Genomic DNA, 13,804 nt, shown 5'->3' with positions numbered 1-13,804 from the left:
GCACAGGCACGGCGGCGCACATCACCGCGTGCCTGCCGCGCGCCCCGCCATCCACTTGCGGTAGCGCCGCGTCTGGCACTGCGCGGCCAGTTGCTGCCTGACCAGCGCGCGCAGCGGCGACACCTGCGGATGCGTGCGCCGGCCTTCGCTGAGCCGCGTCAGCTGGAACTTGACGACGGCCATGTTGGCCAGCGCACCCAGTGCCTTGTTCTTCCACCGGATCGGCTGCAGCACCGGCGCGCTGTCCTTGCCGGCCCGCCAGTCGCGCGGCAGGTTCGGGTCGATCGACAGCGCGGTCGCGATGCCGACCATCGCCACGCCGCTGTCCACCACCTGCTCGGCCACCGCGCGGCGCCGGATGCCGCCCGTGACCATCAGCGGCATCTGCGCGACCGCCGTGATGTCGCGCGCGAATTCGAGGAAATACGCTTCGCGGGCCAGCGTGCGCCCGTCGCGCGCCTCGCCCTGCATCGCCGGCACTTCATAGCTGCCGCCCGACAGTTCGACGAGATCGACGCCCAGCGGATTCAGCAGTTCGACCACGCGCTTCGCATCGTCGGCGCTGAAGCCGCCGCGCTAGAAATCGGCCGAGTTCAGCTTGACCGCGACCGCAAATTCCGGCGACACCGTCGCACGCACGTCCCGCACGATATCGAGCAGCAGGCGTGCGCGATTCTCGATGCTGCCGCCCCACCGGTCCTGCCGGCGATTCGTCAGCGGCGACAGGAACTGGCTCAGCAGATAGCCGTGCGCCGCGTGAATCTCCACGCCGGTGAAGCCGCTCTGCTGCGCAAGCTGCGCGGCGCGCACGAAGCGCCGCTGCACATCGTCGATATCGGCTTGCGTCATCTCCTTCGGCACCGGGAACTGCTTCGACAGCGCACCGAGCTCGAGCGGTATGGCCGACGGCGCGAGCGTCGTCTGGCCGAGCGCCGCCTGCATCTGGCGCCCCGGGTGATTGATCTGCATCCATACGTGCGCGCCGCCCGAGCGCGCCACCTCCGCCCAGCGACGGAAGCGGCCGAGATGCGCGTCGCTCTCGAGCACGACCCCGTTCGGCCCCGTCATCGCGCGGCCGTCCACCATCACGTTGCCGGTCAGGATCAGGCCGACCCCGCCGTCGGCCCACGCCTGGTACAGGCGCAGCAATGCGTCGGATGGCGCGTGGTTCGCATCGGCCATGTTCTCTTCCATCGCGGCCTTGGCCAGACGGTTCGGAATCACCGCCCCGTTGGGCAGTGTCAGCGGCGTAAACAGGTTCATGGAGGGCACCCTCGATTGACGATGCCCAACGATAACTTTAAAGTCAACTTCAAGGTCAAGCCCCCTCGGAGCACCGCATGAAAATCGGCGAACTGGCACGCGCCAGCGGCATCGCGGCGTCGCGCATCCGCTTCTACGAAGCGAGCGGCCTGCTCGAACCGGCCCGACGCCAGGCAAACGGTTATCGGGAATACGGGTCGGAAGCGTTGACGCGGCTCGCGATCATCGACCGCGCGCAGCGCGCGGGTTTTGCGCTCGACGAAATCCGCGCGCTGCTGCCGCCCGATCTCGGCGCGTGGCCGCGCGACGAACTGCTCGTCGCGCTGCGCCACAAGGTCGACGAAATCGTGCTGCTCGAACAGCGTCTCGCGCAGAACCGGCAACATCTAGAGACACTGATCGACGAGATCGAGAACAAGCCGGCGGGCGAGGATTGCGCGGGCACCGCGCAACGGATGCTCGATCGGCTGTGCGCGCAGGCCGACGCACCGCCGGCGCCCGCGCCCGCGCCGGTCCCGAGGCCGACGCGCAAGCGCGCATGACCGGTTACACTGCGCCCCCCGACGAACAATCAACCCGCGCTGCGGCGAGACGAGTCGGCGCGTGTGCGCCGGCTTTCGCGGCGCGACCTCCAGACCCGATCCGCATGACGATCTCCCGCATCACAGGATTCCTCGTCGCCGCGCTGCTGACGTTCGGCATCGGCGGCACCTACGCCGCGACGTGCGGCGACACGCCTTCTTCGATCCGTTGCCCGGATACACCCGACCTTCCGGACGACATCGTCGCGCAGCTTCCCGCCGGCTACGAAGCGCTGGATGCCGCGTCGGGCCGCCTGACCGACAGCCCCCGCATCGGCTATGTGGTCGTCGCGCACCAGCCCGACGATTCGATGCGCAACGCATCGCTGCGTCCGCTGATGATCTTCCTGCCGGGCACGGACGGGCACTACCGGCTCGCGGCGCGCAACGACACCGTGATCATGAAAGCCAACGAAGGCGGGATGGGCGACCCGTATCTCGATGGCGTCGCCGAGAACGCGCTCACGATCGAACCCCGCACCTTCACGGTCGAACAGGGCGTATTCGCGGGGCCGAGCCACTGGCGCGACCGCGTGACGTTTCGCTACGACGCCGCGCACCGCACGTGGGTGTTCCATCGCGAAGTCATGCGGAACTGGCGGCTCAACGACGACCCGAACGGCGATGCGCTGAAAGCCGACCCGGTGCGCGTCACGCGCGCCAATGCGGCGAAAGCCGTCACGTTCGAAGCGTGGCGGCCGGGTTACTGGTGCGATTCGGCCGAGCGGCGCGGAACCGATCCGGCTTGCAGCAAGCAGCATTGACGAATGCGTAGCTGTACGAATGACGCTGCGTGCGTGCTTGCTTGCGGGCAAGCGATATACGTAGATGCTGCCGCACCCCACGGGCGGCGTGTCTACCGGCACGCGCCATCGTGAGCGGCCGTGCGGATTTCCTTACGTCGCAGGTAATCGACGCGCGCCGCCCGCGCCGCGATCATGGCTCCATCGACTCACCTCACGCCACGGAGCCCGCCATGACCGCCTACGCCATCGCCCACCTGCACGACGTCGAGATGTGCGACGACATCGTCGAGTACCTCGAACGCATCGACGGCACGCTCGCGCCGTATGACGGCCATTTCGTGATTCACGGCGCGCGGCCGGAGATACGCGAAGGCGTGTGGCGCGGCGACCTGGTCGCGATCGCGTTCCCCGATCTCGCCACCGCGCGTGCATGGTACGAATCGGATGCGTACCGGCAGATCCAGCCGCTGCGCGCACGTCACGCGAGCGGCCCGTTGATCCTGATCGACGGCGTCGACGCGCGGCACCGTGCGACCGACATCCTGCGCTGAGCCGCGGCAGCAGCGACGCCGGCGGCGCTTACGCCGCGTTGCGCTCCATCGGCTCGCCGACGACGAACCCGCCGCCCTGGAACCGCTGCGCGGGATCGTCGTAGTCGGCGGTCGGCGCCGCCACCGGGAACAACCCGGCGAACTGCTCCGAACTGTCGCGCGGGCGGAAGCCGAGGAAGCCGGCCTTCGTGTTGTCCCACCACTTCACCGGGTTGTCCGACGCGCCGTACACGATCGCATGCCCGACGCGGTTCGTCAGCAGCGAGCAGCGCACGAGCTCGATGAAGTCGCGATAGCTGAGGAACGTCACCAGCATGCGCGGATTCTTCGGTACTTCGAACGACGAGCCGATCCGCAGGCATACCGTCTCGATCCCGAAGCGGTCGAAGTAATAGCGCGACAGCGATTCGCCGAAGCACTTCGTCACGCCATACAGGCTGTCGGGGCGCAGCGGCGAATCGGCATCGAGCACTTCCGTGACCGGATGGAAACCGATCGCATGGTTCGAGCTCGCGAACACGACGCGCTTCACGCCATGCTTGCGCGCGGCTTCGTACAGGTTGTACGTGCCGGTGATGTTCGCACCGACGAGATCGTCGAACGGTGCATCGACCGAAATGCCGCCGAGATGGACGATCGCGTCCACGCCGTCGACGAGCTGCATCACGGCCGGGCGATCGGCCAGATCGACGACGCGGGTTTCTTCATGCGCGGCCGCGTCGCCGAGCGTCGCGATGTCGCTGACGCGCACGACGTCGGCCCAGTCGGCGAGCGCGCCGCGCAACTGGCGGCCGAGGTTGCCGGCCGCGCCCGTCAGCAGCAGGCGCCCGAACGGTTTGCGCGCGCCGGTGGATGAGGCGTTCATCGAATCTCCTTGAATCTGACCTGAAATCTGACTGGATCGGAAAACGTTTTCCAACTATACGCGGGAGCGCAGCAGAACGTCAATGGCCGAACCCGCTCGCAGCCATCCGCACTTTCCCGATATCGGCGCGTGGCCGCACGGCCCCGTTTTCTGCCACAATCCGGCGTTATCGAACGAAAACGTTACCCTCCGCATGAAAAAAGTTTCCCCGACGATCCGCGACGTGGCGGCGGAAGCCGGCGTGTCGGTCGCGACGGTATCGAAGTACGTGAACGGCACGCAGCGCTTTTCGCCGACCGTCGAAGCCCGGCTCAAGGAGGCGATCGACCGGCTCGGCTACCGTTCGAACCCGCTCGCGCGCTCGATGATCACCGGCCGCACGCGCACCATCGGCCTCGTGATCCTCGACATCAGCAACCCGCACTTCACGAACGTGGTGAAGGGGGCCAACCGCGTCGCGCTGCAGCACGACTACACGCTGCTGCTCGTCGATACCGAGGAGAGCCAGGCACGCGAACGCTCGCTGATCGAGGCGCTCGCGCAGCGCGTCGACGGGCTGATCGTCAGCACGCGGATGCCCGACGACGAAGCCGGCTGGATGCTCGACCTCAACAAGCCGCTCGTGCTGCTGCGCCGCAGCCCCGGCCTGCCGATTCCGAGCGTCGGCATCGACAACCGGCTGTCGACCTACATGCTCGCGCGCCATCTGCTCAATCTCGGCCACACGCGCATCGCGTATCTCGGCTTCGGCACCGCGCGCGTGAACGACGAGCGGATCCAGGGCGCGCGCGACTGCCTCGCCGAAGCCGGGCTCACGCTCGACGTGCACGATGCGCATGCGCCGACCGCCGAGGCCGGCGAGCGTGCGTGTTCGCGCGTGATGCTCGGGCCGCAGCGTCCGCAAGCCGTGATCTGCTACAACGACCTGATCGCGCTCGGCTTCATGAAGGAAGCCGCGTCGCTCGGCTTCCGGCTGCCGCAGGACGTGTCGGTCGCGGGCATCGACAACGTGCCGTACGGCGAATACGCGGCGCCCGCGCTGACGACCGTCGACATCCAGAGCGAGAACATGGGCGAGCTCGCGATGCAGAAGCTGATCGACGCGCTCGCGGGGCGCACCGACGCGAGTTATTCGACGTTCGAGCCGCGGCTGATCATGCGCGCGTCGACGGCCGCGGCCGGTTGAGTGCCCTGCCCAGCGCCTCCAAAGGAAAACGCGCCGCCCAAGGGCGGCGCGTTCGTTTGCGGACATGCGATGACGTGACTACGCGATCACCCCGTCACGCGTCGAGTTGCGCCGGCTTCATCTTCGGCGTGAGCATGTGCATCACGGCCAGCGCGAGCAGGTAGGCCGACGCACCGATCGCGAACAGCACCCAGTAGTGGCCCGTGCGCTGCAGCACCTGGCCGATCACTTCCGAGAACAGCACACCGCCGATCGAACCGGCCATCCCGCCGATCCCGACCACCGATGCAACCGCGCGGCGCGGAAACAGGTCGGACGCCGTCGTGAACAGGTTCGCCGACCAGCCCTGGTGCGCGGCGGCGGCGAGGCCGACGATCAGCACCGCGACCCACAGGCTCTGCACCTGCGACACGAACGCGATCGGCAGCACGCAGCACGCGCAGATCAGCATCGCCGTCTTGCGCGCGCGGTTCACGCTCCAGCCCGCGCGCAGCAGCATCGACGACAGCCAGCCGCCGCCGATGCTGCCGACCGTCGTCAACGCATAGATGCAGACGAGCGGCAGGCCGATGTGCTGCATGTCCATCCCGCGCGATTCGTTGAGCCACTTCGGCAGCCAGAACAGGTAGAACCACCACACCGGGTCGGTCAGGAACTTGCCGATCAGGAACGCCCACGTTTCGCGCTTGCGGATCAGTTCGCCCCAGCGCGGCGCGCCGGCGTTCGCGTTCGCCGCGTCGAGCGCTTCCGCTTCGTCGCGCGGCTCGTCGTATTCCGCGGCGAGCGCGCGCGTATCGGCCTGGCGATAGAGCACGAGCCACAACGCGAGCCACACGATGCCGATCGCGCCGATGATCACGAACGCCGCACGCCAGCCGTAGGCCACCGCGATGGCCGGGATGATCGCCGGCGCGAACACCGCGCCGATGTTCGCGCCCGAGTTGAAGATGCCGGTGGCGAGCGCACGTTCGCGGCGCGGAAACCATTCGGCCGTCGTCTTGATCGCGGCCGGAAAGTTGCCGCCCTCGCCGATCCCGAGCAGCGCACGCACGAACGCGAAGCCCATGACCGAGCCGACCGCCGCGTGCAGCATTGCGGCGATGCTCCACACCAGCATCGCGACCGCGTACGAGACGCGCGTGCCGAGCCAGTCGACGATCCGCCCGAAGCCGAGCAGGCCGAGGGCATAGAACGCGGAAAACGCCATCACGATGCGGCCGTACTGCACCTGGGTCCAGCCGATGTCGTGCTGGAGCATCGGTGCGAGCAGGCCGAGGATCTGCCGGTCCATGTAGTTGATCACGGTCGCGAAAAACAGCAGCGCACAGACGGTCCAGCGGTAGCGGCTGGCGGCCGCGCGCACGGCGCCGACGACGGCAGATTGCATGAATGTCTCCGATGCGCGGCCGCGCCCGTCGCGCCGCACGGTATTCGTTGACCGGCGACCGGCGCCGGGGCGGACGGCGGCGCGCTGTCGCGCACGGCCGAATCCGCCGATCAATATGGAAAACGTTTTTCAAAGGATAGGTCGTCAGCCGGCGCCCTGTCAGTCGGGGATTTCGATGAGTCATCTCAAATTGGTCGCGGCAAAAGAGACGACTGTTTTGCAATGTGGCATTAACCGTTTTCCGGGATTTTCCCGCGATCGGGGTGAGCGCACGGTCACGGATGCACATGTCCGAATCCGGCCAGGATCGGGGCCGGGATGGTTTACAGTCGCCCCATGCGCGTCGATTCCCCTCGCCTGCCGCGACGCCGCGCAGCACAACCCCAACCGTGAGCCACATGAAACGCCCTGCCATCGCTTTTGCTCTCGTCGCCGGATGCCTGGCGGGCTGCGCCACGCACGATCTCGCCCCCGCGTCGGGCGAAGCAAGTGCCGAACCGCCGCGCCGCATGCGGCGCGCCGGGCGCCGTGGCGCGCGTATGCCGCACGTGCCCCTTCACGGAGAGATGTTGCGATGACTCCCGCTCACCTGATTCCGAGCCCGCTGGGCGACATCGCGGTACGTATCGAGGACGATGCGCTGACGGGCCTCTACTTCGTCGGCCAGAAATACTTCCCGTCGGTTGCGATCGTGACCGGAGCGGACGCGCTCGCGACGCCACCGATCGCGCGCAAGGTCGCGGAAGAAATCGCCGAGTATTTCACCGGCACGCGCGAAACGTTCTCGGTGCCGATTCAACTGCGCGGCACCGCGTTTCAGCGACGTGTATGGAAGGAACTGCTCGCGATTCCGTTCGGCGAACTCGTGACGTATGGCGACATCACCGAGCGCGTCGGGTTGCCGATGAGCGGCGCGCGCGCCGTAGGCGGCGCGGTCGGGCGGAACCCGGTGTCGATCATGGTGCCGTGCCATCGCGTGGTCGGCGCATCGGGCAGCCTGACCGGTTATGCGGGCGGGATCGACCGCAAGCGTGCGCTGCTGTCGCTCGAAGGCGCGGGGTTCGAGCGCGGCGCCCGCCATCCGGCGCAGCAGGCGCTCGCGTTCTGAGTAAGGGCGGCCAGCCGCGTCACGCGCTCAGCACGGGCCGGCGCGCTTCACGCTTCGCATACGCGCCGGGCGTCACGCGGAATTTCGCCTGGAACAGCGCGATGAACGACGACGTCGAGTCGTAGCCCAGTTGCGCGGCCACCGCGCCGATCGGCTCGCCCGCCTCGAGCAGCGGCAGCGACGCCAGCAGCCGCACCGCCTGCCGCCATTCGGTGAACGACAGCCCCGTGTCCTGCCGGAACAGCCGCGACAGCGTCCGTCGCGTCGCGCCGACCTGATGCCCCCATTCGTCGAGATTGCGCGTATCGCCCGGATACGCATGCAACGCACGCGCGATTTTCAGCAGACGCGGATCGCGCGGCAGCGGCACCGTCAGCGGCGCCGCCCGCATCCGTGCGATCCGGTCGGCGATCAGGCAGACGAGCGCGCCGTCCGGCCCCGTCTCGTCGTAGTTCACCGGCAATTCGGCCGTGGCGATCACCAGCTCGCGCAGCAGCGGCGTCATGCAGAGGATCGCGCCATCGTCGTGCACGTCGTCGCGCGCGATCGCCGCATCGAGATACAGGCTGTGGAACGCGACACAATCGCGCGTCGACACCGCATGCGGCACGTGCGGCGGTATCCACATCGCATAGTGCGGCGGCAACAGCTGCCGGCCCGACGGCGTCGACACCTCGAGCACGCCGCTCGTCGCATACATCAGCTGCGCCCACGGATGACTGTGCGCGTCGACGCTCGCGTTGCCGGGAATCTCGAACGCACGCACATACAGCGGCCTCGGCAGGCGTGCCATCGGCGGCACCGCGTAAGGGTCACCCGATTGTCCCGCCAGCAACATAAGACGTCCTCCGAAGGTCATTGCACGAACGAGCGCGATGCTACCGTGGCGACTCTTCTTTCACACGGCTTCAGCCCATGAGCGCTCATACCCGCACCACCCGCAAGACCGTCACCGCGATCCGTTCGACCAAGGGCGTCGGCAACCTCGTCTCGCTGACCGCCTACTCCGCGCCGATGGCGAAACTCGTCGACGAAGTGGCCGACGTGATCATCGTCGGCGACTCCGTCGGCATGGTGCTGTACGGGATGCCCGATACGCTGCGCGTCACGCTCGACATGATGATTGCACATGGCGCGGCCGTCGTACGCGGCGCCGCGCAGGCGTGCGTCGTCGTCGACCTGCCGTTCTCGACTTATCAGGAATCGCCGGCGCAAGCGTATCGCTCCGCCGCGCGCCTGCTCGCCGAAACCGGTGCGCAGGCCGTGAAGCTCGAGGGCGGCAGCGAGATGGCCGACACGATCCGCTTCCTGACCGAGCGCGGCATCCCGGTGATGGCGCACGTCGGCCTCATGCCGCAGCAGGCCAACGCAACGGGCGGCTTCCGCGCGCAGGGGATGGACCCGCGCTCGGCCGCGCAGGTGTTCGACGCCGCGTGCTCGGCCGAACGGGCCGGCGCGTTCGGCGTCGTCATCGAAGGCACCGCCGAAGCGCTCGCACGCCACCTGACCGAAACGCTGACGATCCCGACGATCGGCATCGGCGCATCGCCGGCGTGCGACGGGCAGGTGCTCGTGACCGAGGACATGATCGGCGCTTTCGATGCGTACACGCCGCGCTTCGTGAAGCGTTACGCCGATGCGAACGCCGTGATGCGCGACGCGATCCGCCAGTACGCGCACGACGTGCGGCAGCACGTGTTTCCGGAGCCCGCGCATTGCTTCGGGTATGGCAAGCCGCTGCAACTGATCGAAACGGCCGGCGCGGCCGCGTAATCGCATCGCCGGCGCATCGCGAACCGTGCGATCGCTTCACGCGCGCTTGCGCATCGCATGTGTGACCCGCGCGTTCGCCTCGAATTTCGCGCGATGCGTCGAGAAGAACGTCCGCACGTTGCGGACGTTCGATGCGCCGGTGAACAGCCGGCGCGCGAATTCGTCGTATTCGGCGACGTCGGCCAGATCGGCCACCACGACGAAATCGGGCCCCGGCGACACGCGGTAGCACTGCGTGACGGCCGGCTCCGCGCATACGTACGCTTCGAACGCGTCGTAGTCTTCCGCCGTCTGCCGGTCGAGACTGATCTCGATCAGCGCGGTGACGGCCGTGCCGATCGCCACCGGGTCGAGCACCGCGACCTGCCGGCGGATCACGCCCGCCTCCGTCAGCCGCCGCACGCGGCGCATGCAGGTGGGCGGCGACGACAGCGCGCGCTCGGCGAGTTGCAGGTTCGACACCGACGCGTCGTCCTGCAGGATCGCGAGAATGCGCAGGTCGAGATCGTCGAGGGTGATGCCGGCCATCGGCGGCTCCTTCCCGTCTGGGTGTGAAATTTAATTTCAACATGATAGATGATCAACCATCCATTTCATTTGTTCTTGCATTTTGAAATTTAATTCCACCAGACGCCCTCTACCATCGCTCTCACTGATCCAGACAGGACATTTACGGAGCGCGATATGTGTGGAATTGTCGGGGCGGTCGCCCAGCGGGACATCCTGCCGAACCTGGTCGACGGCCTGAAGCGGCTCGAATACCGCGGTTACGATTCATGCGGCGTGGTGGTCTACCGCGACCGGGCGCTGGCGCGCGCCCGCAGCGTCGACCGCGTCGCGAACCTGCAGCGCGAGATCGCCGGGCAAGCGCTGTCGGGCTACACCGGCATCGCGCACACGCGCTGGGCCACGCATGGCGCGCCCGTCACGCTCAACGCGCATCCTCACTTTTCGCCGAGCGACGCGAACGCGCGCATCGCGCTGTCGCATAACGGGATCATCGAGAACTGCGATCAACTGCGCGCCGAACTGCAGGCGCAAGGCTACGTGTTCGCGAGCCAGACCGACAGCGAGGCGATCGCGCACCTGGTCGACCACCTGTATGACGGCGATCTGTTCGATGCGGTACGGCGCGCGGTCGCGCGACTGCGCGGCAGCTATGCGATCGCGGTGATGTGCCGCGACGAGCCGCACCGGATCGTCGGCGCACGCGACGGGATGCCGCTCGTCGTCGGCGTCGGTGAGGGCGAGAATTTTCTGGCGTCCGACGCGATTGCGCTGTCGGGGATCACCGATCGGATCGCGTACCTCGAGAACGGCGACGTTGCCGATATCCAGCTGCATCGCTACTGGATCGTCGATGCCGCCGGCCAGCGCGTCGAGCGCGCGGTGCAGCGGGTCGCCGCGCATAGCGGCGCGGCCGATCTCGGGTCGTATCGCTACTACATGCAGAAGGAGATCTTCGAGCAGCCGCAGGCGGTGGCCGATACGCTGCTCGATGTGTCTTCGATCATGCCGGAGCTGTTCGGCGATGGTGCGTGGCGGGTTTTCAACGACGTCGATTCGGTGTTGTTGCTCGCATGTGGCGGGAGTTATCACGCGGCGCTCACGGCGAAGTACTGGATCGAGAGCATCGCGAAGCTGCCGGCCAGCGTGGAAATTGCGAGCGAGTTTCGCTATCGCGACAATGTGCCGAACCCGCGCACGCTCGTCGTCGCGGTGTCGCAAAGCGGCGAGACGGCCGACGTGCTCGGCGCCGTGCATGTCGCGAAGCAAAGCGGAATGATGCATACGCTCGCGATCTGCAACGTTGCGACGAGCGCGTTGATGCGGGAATGCGCGCTGCAGTTCGTCACGCGCGCGGGGGTCGAGATCGGGGTGGCTTCGACGAAGGCTTTTACGACGCAGCTCGTCGCGCTGTTTCTGCTCACGCTATCGCTTGCGCAAATGCGTGGGCGGTTGAGCGACGACGCGGAGAAGGAACATCTGCGGGCGCTGCGGCATCTGCCCGATGCAATGTCGAAAGTGCTCGCGCTGGAACCGCAGATCATGGCGTGGTCGGAACTGCTCGCAAGGCGTGACAACATGCTGTTTCTCGGGCGCGGGATGCATTATCCGATCGCGCTCGAGGGCGCGCTGAAGATGAAGGAGATTTCTTATATTCATGCGGAGGCTTATCCGGCCGGGGAGCTGAAGCATGGGCCGCTGGCGCTCGTCAGCAACGAGATGCCGGTGATTGCGGTGGCGCCGAACGACATGCTGCTCGAGAAACTCAGGTCGAACATGCATGAGGTCAGTGCGCGAAACGGCCGGCTTTTTGTGTTCGCGGATGTGGACTGCGGGTTGGTGCCGGGCGACGGGATCGAGGTCATTCGGCTCAACGAATACTACGGGCCGCTTTCGCCGATTCTGCATACGGTGCCGATGCAACTGCTGGCGTATCACGCGGCGTTGGCGCGGGGGACGGATATCGATAAGCCGAGGAATCTGGCTAAGTCGGTGACGGTGGAGTGAGGTGGGCCGGGTGTGCTGAGGTGCTGTTCGCAGAAAATGAAACTGTTCCGTGGGGTCTCATAGAAGCGTTCCGTGGACGGGGGGCGAGCTGCCCCGAAGCATTGCCAGACCTGTCCGGAACGCTTTTGATGCGGTACACGACGGTCGATTCCACGATGGCGCAGCACCATACGCGATTGAAGCACCACCGGCCCTTGCAAGCAGTTTCTCATCCGGTTCTCCCGCACCTCGGGAGGCGCGCCGGTTTGAACGACACCGAACCGGAACAGCAGGTCGGGTAGCGCTCGCTACAGCACTGACCGCTGCCACTTGTCCTTAAAATTGACGAATTCCTTTTTTCTCACCCTCCACTCGCCCGCGTCGTTCTTCATGGTGATTCGGAATATCGCCAACATCCCGACGGTTTGACGAATGATGAAAACCACCTCTCCGTCGGCGGATTCCACGCCATCTTCAACGTCAGTTTCAGGGTCGTATGTCGGCGGATCCGAGCAACCCAAGTCAATCAGACGACCTTGGTTTGTCTTATCCCGCAATGTCCATCTCTCGAAAATACCCGAAAGCGCCTTCCGAGCACAATCATCGACTTCCGATACGTCGAGCCCACTCTCCAGGGCACTGCGCTTCTGCTTATAAAAACCCTTTTCCCAATGATTCATTTCCAACATGAATGATCTCAATGCCGTTCGCGCCCGCACAAAATCATCATCCATCATCTTCAATCTCTCATGATTGAGAATATCGCCCACAATCAGCCAAGGAGTCGGCAGCAGGCCCGTCGATATCTTACCGTCCTGGGTCAGCGTGCCTTTGAGTCGGTCGCATGCATGTGGAGTGGCACGCGCGCAACGAGCAACAGGCGGCTCGACTTCGCTCCGCACAAGTCTCTCGGAAATGTTCAATGAATTGGCACTGGCCGCGCGGCGATCAAAGGGCGGCCGTGGGAAAAAATACCGGTGGCGTCCAATGTGCACGCGACGCAGAGCGCTTTCATTTGGCACCAACATCAGCCGAGCGGCGACAACGATCATGCATCGCCTGACGGCCACCCTCCGGTCAATTCCCGGAGGCGGCCGAACCGGCACGAACGAAATGATGTTCCATCCTCGTGCGCAGCACGCCATCGAGCGCGGCAAGTCGATCGCGCAGCCGAACCGCTTGCCCTTCCGTCATTTCCCCGAGAACGATCTTCTGCTCGAGAACGTCGCCACAGCGGGCGATGGCCCACCGGTCGACCGTGGCGGTTTCGCCTTCGAGTACGGCAGCCGCTGTCGACACGATGCCCGGATTCAATCCCGAAACGAGATGAACCGTATGCGTGAGCGTGAAACCGGGAAGGAGGTGCGACCAGTCTTCACAGACGGTCTGGCGGGAAGCAGCGGTATCCTGGCGCATGATTGCTCCGGTTGAGTGGTTATCGAACCGGTGCCAGCCATGCTGCTCCCGTTTCGTTGCCGTAAATCGGCCGCATCGCCTCAAGGGCGTCCACCTTGCCCGGGAGGGCAGGTTGGCGTCGGATAATCCGACTCTGGATGCTTGGTTTCTCTCGTTCGACATTCCGAACGATGGTTCATTATACCGAAAAGCGGGTGTCGGGCAAGAAGTGTCGGAGAACCGCACTACAGCCTGACGGCATCATTGATCCGGCCCTTGTACTGGGACTTTCAAGCTCGCAGATCGCCAGCCGATGCAGGAGAATCCGTCTCTTCACGGCGGTGGAACTGAAGCACGGCCGCTGACGCTAGTGAGATACGAGATCCCGGTCATTGCAGTCGCGCCGAATGACCTGCTACTCGAAAAGCTCCAATCGAACCGGAACCAAAGAAAGCA

General features: G+C 65.9%; 13 protein-coding genes, 1 pseudogene and 1 riboswitch. Of the genes and pseudogenes, 7 read left to right on the top strand and 7 right to left on the bottom strand.

Translation table 11 applies throughout. The features are described from left to right. Nucleotides 1-21: 21 nt before the first annotated feature. A pseudogene (locus tag APZ15_RS27210) lies at nt 22-1,263 on the bottom strand (NADH:flavin oxidoreductase/NADH oxidase family protein). 77 nt (nt 1,264-1,340) lie between these two features. Between APZ15_RS27210 and APZ15_RS27205 the strand changes: the two are divergent. The 3 genes from APZ15_RS27205 (at nt 1,341) to APZ15_RS27195 (ending at nt 3,141) form a co-directional block, all read left to right on the top strand. Continuing rightward, on the top strand, nt 1,341-1,805 hold the full coding sequence (locus tag APZ15_RS27205; RefSeq protein WP_027789778.1) for a MerR family transcriptional regulator: 465 nt from the start codon (nt 1,341-1,343) through the stop codon (nt 1,803-1,805). Nucleotides 1,806-1,909: 104 nt separating this feature from the next. Continuing rightward, nucleotides 1,910-2,608 (top strand): hypothetical protein, encoded by a 699-nt coding sequence (locus tag APZ15_RS27200; protein WP_027789779.1) that lies wholly within the window; start codon nt 1,910-1,912, stop codon nt 2,606-2,608. Between the two features lie 212 nt (nt 2,609-2,820). Continuing rightward, nucleotides 2,821-3,141: a DUF1330 domain-containing protein gene (locus tag APZ15_RS27195; RefSeq protein ID WP_027789780.1), complete on the top strand. Its 321-nt coding sequence runs from the start codon at nt 2,821-2,823 to the stop codon at nt 3,139-3,141. A 28-nt stretch (nt 3,142-3,169) separates the two neighbouring features. Here APZ15_RS27195 and APZ15_RS27190 read toward each other — a convergent pair whose 3' ends face one another. Next, entirely contained in the window at nt 3,170-4,006 is an 837-nt protein-coding gene (locus APZ15_RS27190; RefSeq protein WP_027789781.1) for an NAD-dependent epimerase/dehydratase family protein, read from the bottom strand. Nucleotides 4,007-4,088: 82 nt separating this feature from the next. Here APZ15_RS27190 and APZ15_RS27185 point away from each other — a divergent pair, with 82 nt between their 5' ends. Further along, the gene (locus APZ15_RS27185; RefSeq protein ID WP_027789782.1) at nt 4,089-5,192 is read left to right on the top strand and encodes a LacI family DNA-binding transcriptional regulator; all 1,104 of its coding nucleotides are present in this window, start codon (nt 4,089-4,091) and stop codon (nt 5,190-5,192) included. A gap of 94 nt (nt 5,193-5,286) precedes the next feature. Here the strand turns inward: APZ15_RS27185 and APZ15_RS27180 are convergent, their stop codons facing one another. Next, nucleotides 5,287-6,579: an MFS transporter gene (locus APZ15_RS27180; protein WP_027789783.1), complete on the bottom strand. Its 1,293-nt coding sequence runs from the start codon at nt 6,577-6,579 to the stop codon at nt 5,287-5,289. Between the two features lie 574 nt (nt 6,580-7,153). On the opposite strand from APZ15_RS27180, the gene APZ15_RS27175 reads away from it, so the two are divergent. After that, a complete protein-coding gene (locus tag APZ15_RS27175) occupies nt 7,154-7,687 on the top strand; it encodes a methylated-DNA--[protein]-cysteine S-methyltransferase (protein WP_027789784.1) in 534 nt (177 codons plus the stop codon). A 19-nt stretch (nt 7,688-7,706) separates the two neighbouring features. On the opposite strand, the gene APZ15_RS27170 is transcribed toward APZ15_RS27175, so the two are convergent. Next, the gene (locus APZ15_RS27170) at nt 7,707-8,525 is read right to left on the bottom strand and encodes an AraC family transcriptional regulator (protein WP_027789785.1); all 819 of its coding nucleotides are present in this window, start codon (nt 8,523-8,525) and stop codon (nt 7,707-7,709) included. A 77-nt stretch (nt 8,526-8,602) separates the two neighbouring features. Between APZ15_RS27170 and panB the strand changes: the two genes are divergently transcribed. Further along, nucleotides 8,603-9,460, top strand: coding sequence for a 3-methyl-2-oxobutanoate hydroxymethyltransferase (panB, locus tag APZ15_RS27165; protein WP_027789786.1), 858 nt, complete (start codon nt 8,603-8,605; stop codon nt 9,458-9,460). Nucleotides 9,461-9,496: 36 nt separating this feature from the next. Here the strand turns inward: panB and APZ15_RS27160 are convergent, their stop codons facing one another. Beyond that, complete coding sequence (locus tag APZ15_RS27160) at nt 9,497-9,988, bottom strand: Lrp/AsnC family transcriptional regulator (RefSeq protein WP_021160045.1); 492 nt, start codon at nt 9,986-9,988, stop codon at nt 9,497-9,499. Between the two features lie 156 nt (nt 9,989-10,144). On the opposite strand from APZ15_RS27160, the gene glmS reads away from it, so the two are divergent. Further along, complete coding sequence (gene glmS / locus APZ15_RS27155; RefSeq protein ID WP_027789787.1) at nt 10,145-11,974, top strand: glutamine--fructose-6-phosphate transaminase (isomerizing); 1,830 nt, start codon at nt 10,145-10,147, stop codon at nt 11,972-11,974. A gap of 287 nt (nt 11,975-12,261) precedes the next feature. Here glmS and APZ15_RS41240 read toward each other — a convergent pair whose 3' ends face one another. Together APZ15_RS41240 and APZ15_RS41235 are read right to left on the bottom strand one after the other, a co-directional pair. Next, nucleotides 12,262-13,005 (bottom strand): NTF2 fold immunity protein, encoded by a 744-nt coding sequence (locus tag APZ15_RS41240; RefSeq protein ID WP_158605818.1) that lies wholly within the window; start codon nt 13,003-13,005, stop codon nt 12,262-12,264. A 25-nt stretch (nt 13,006-13,030) separates the two neighbouring features. Continuing rightward, nucleotides 13,031-13,369 (bottom strand): hypothetical protein, encoded by a 339-nt coding sequence (locus APZ15_RS41235; protein ID WP_148668956.1) that lies wholly within the window; start codon nt 13,367-13,369, stop codon nt 13,031-13,033. Nucleotides 13,370-13,411: 42 nt separating this feature from the next. Further along, a riboswitch (SAM-I-IV-variant riboswitch) is annotated at nt 13,412-13,515 on the bottom strand. Between the last annotated feature and the right edge of the window lie 289 nt (nt 13,516-13,804).

Origin of the sequence: Burkholderia cepacia ATCC 25416, assembly GCF_001411495.1 — a bacterium.
GTDB classification, from domain to species: domain Bacteria; phylum Pseudomonadota; class Gammaproteobacteria; order Burkholderiales; family Burkholderiaceae; genus Burkholderia; species Burkholderia cepacia.
The sequence above is the reverse complement of the archived record's forward strand: the minus strand, read 5'-3'. Positions and strand labels throughout refer to the sequence as shown.

Coding starts and splice junctions, on each gene's coding strand:
- APZ15_RS27200 (WP_027789779.1), top strand. CDS start 1,910: ATGACGATCTCCCGCATCACAGGATTCCTCGTCGCCGCGCTGCTGACG.
- APZ15_RS41240 (WP_158605818.1), bottom strand. CDS start 13,005: ATGATCGTTGTCGCCGCTCGGCTGATGTTGGTGCCAAATGAAAGCGCT.
- APZ15_RS27180 (WP_027789783.1), bottom strand. CDS start 6,579: ATGCAATCTGCCGTCGTCGGCGCCGTGCGCGCGGCCGCCAGCCGCTAC.
- APZ15_RS27205 (WP_027789778.1), top strand. CDS start 1,341: ATGAAAATCGGCGAACTGGCACGCGCCAGCGGCATCGCGGCGTCGCGC.
- APZ15_RS41235 (WP_148668956.1), bottom strand. CDS start 13,369: ATGCGCCAGGATACCGCTGCTTCCCGCCAGACCGTCTGTGAAGACTGG.
- glmS (WP_027789787.1), top strand. CDS start 10,145: ATGTGTGGAATTGTCGGGGCGGTCGCCCAGCGGGACATCCTGCCGAAC.
- APZ15_RS27175 (WP_027789784.1), top strand. CDS start 7,154: ATGACTCCCGCTCACCTGATTCCGAGCCCGCTGGGCGACATCGCGGTA.
- APZ15_RS27160 (WP_021160045.1), bottom strand. CDS start 9,988: ATGGCCGGCATCACCCTCGACGATCTCGACCTGCGCATTCTCGCGATC.
- APZ15_RS27190 (WP_027789781.1), bottom strand. CDS start 4,006: ATGAACGCCTCATCCACCGGCGCGCGCAAACCGTTCGGGCGCCTGCTG.
- APZ15_RS27195 (WP_027789780.1), top strand. CDS start 2,821: ATGACCGCCTACGCCATCGCCCACCTGCACGACGTCGAGATGTGCGAC.
- panB (WP_027789786.1), top strand. CDS start 8,603: ATGAGCGCTCATACCCGCACCACCCGCAAGACCGTCACCGCGATCCGT.
- APZ15_RS27170 (WP_027789785.1), bottom strand. CDS start 8,525: ATGTTGCTGGCGGGACAATCGGGTGACCCTTACGCGGTGCCGCCGATG.
- APZ15_RS27185 (WP_027789782.1), top strand. CDS start 4,089: ATGGCCGAACCCGCTCGCAGCCATCCGCACTTTCCCGATATCGGCGCG.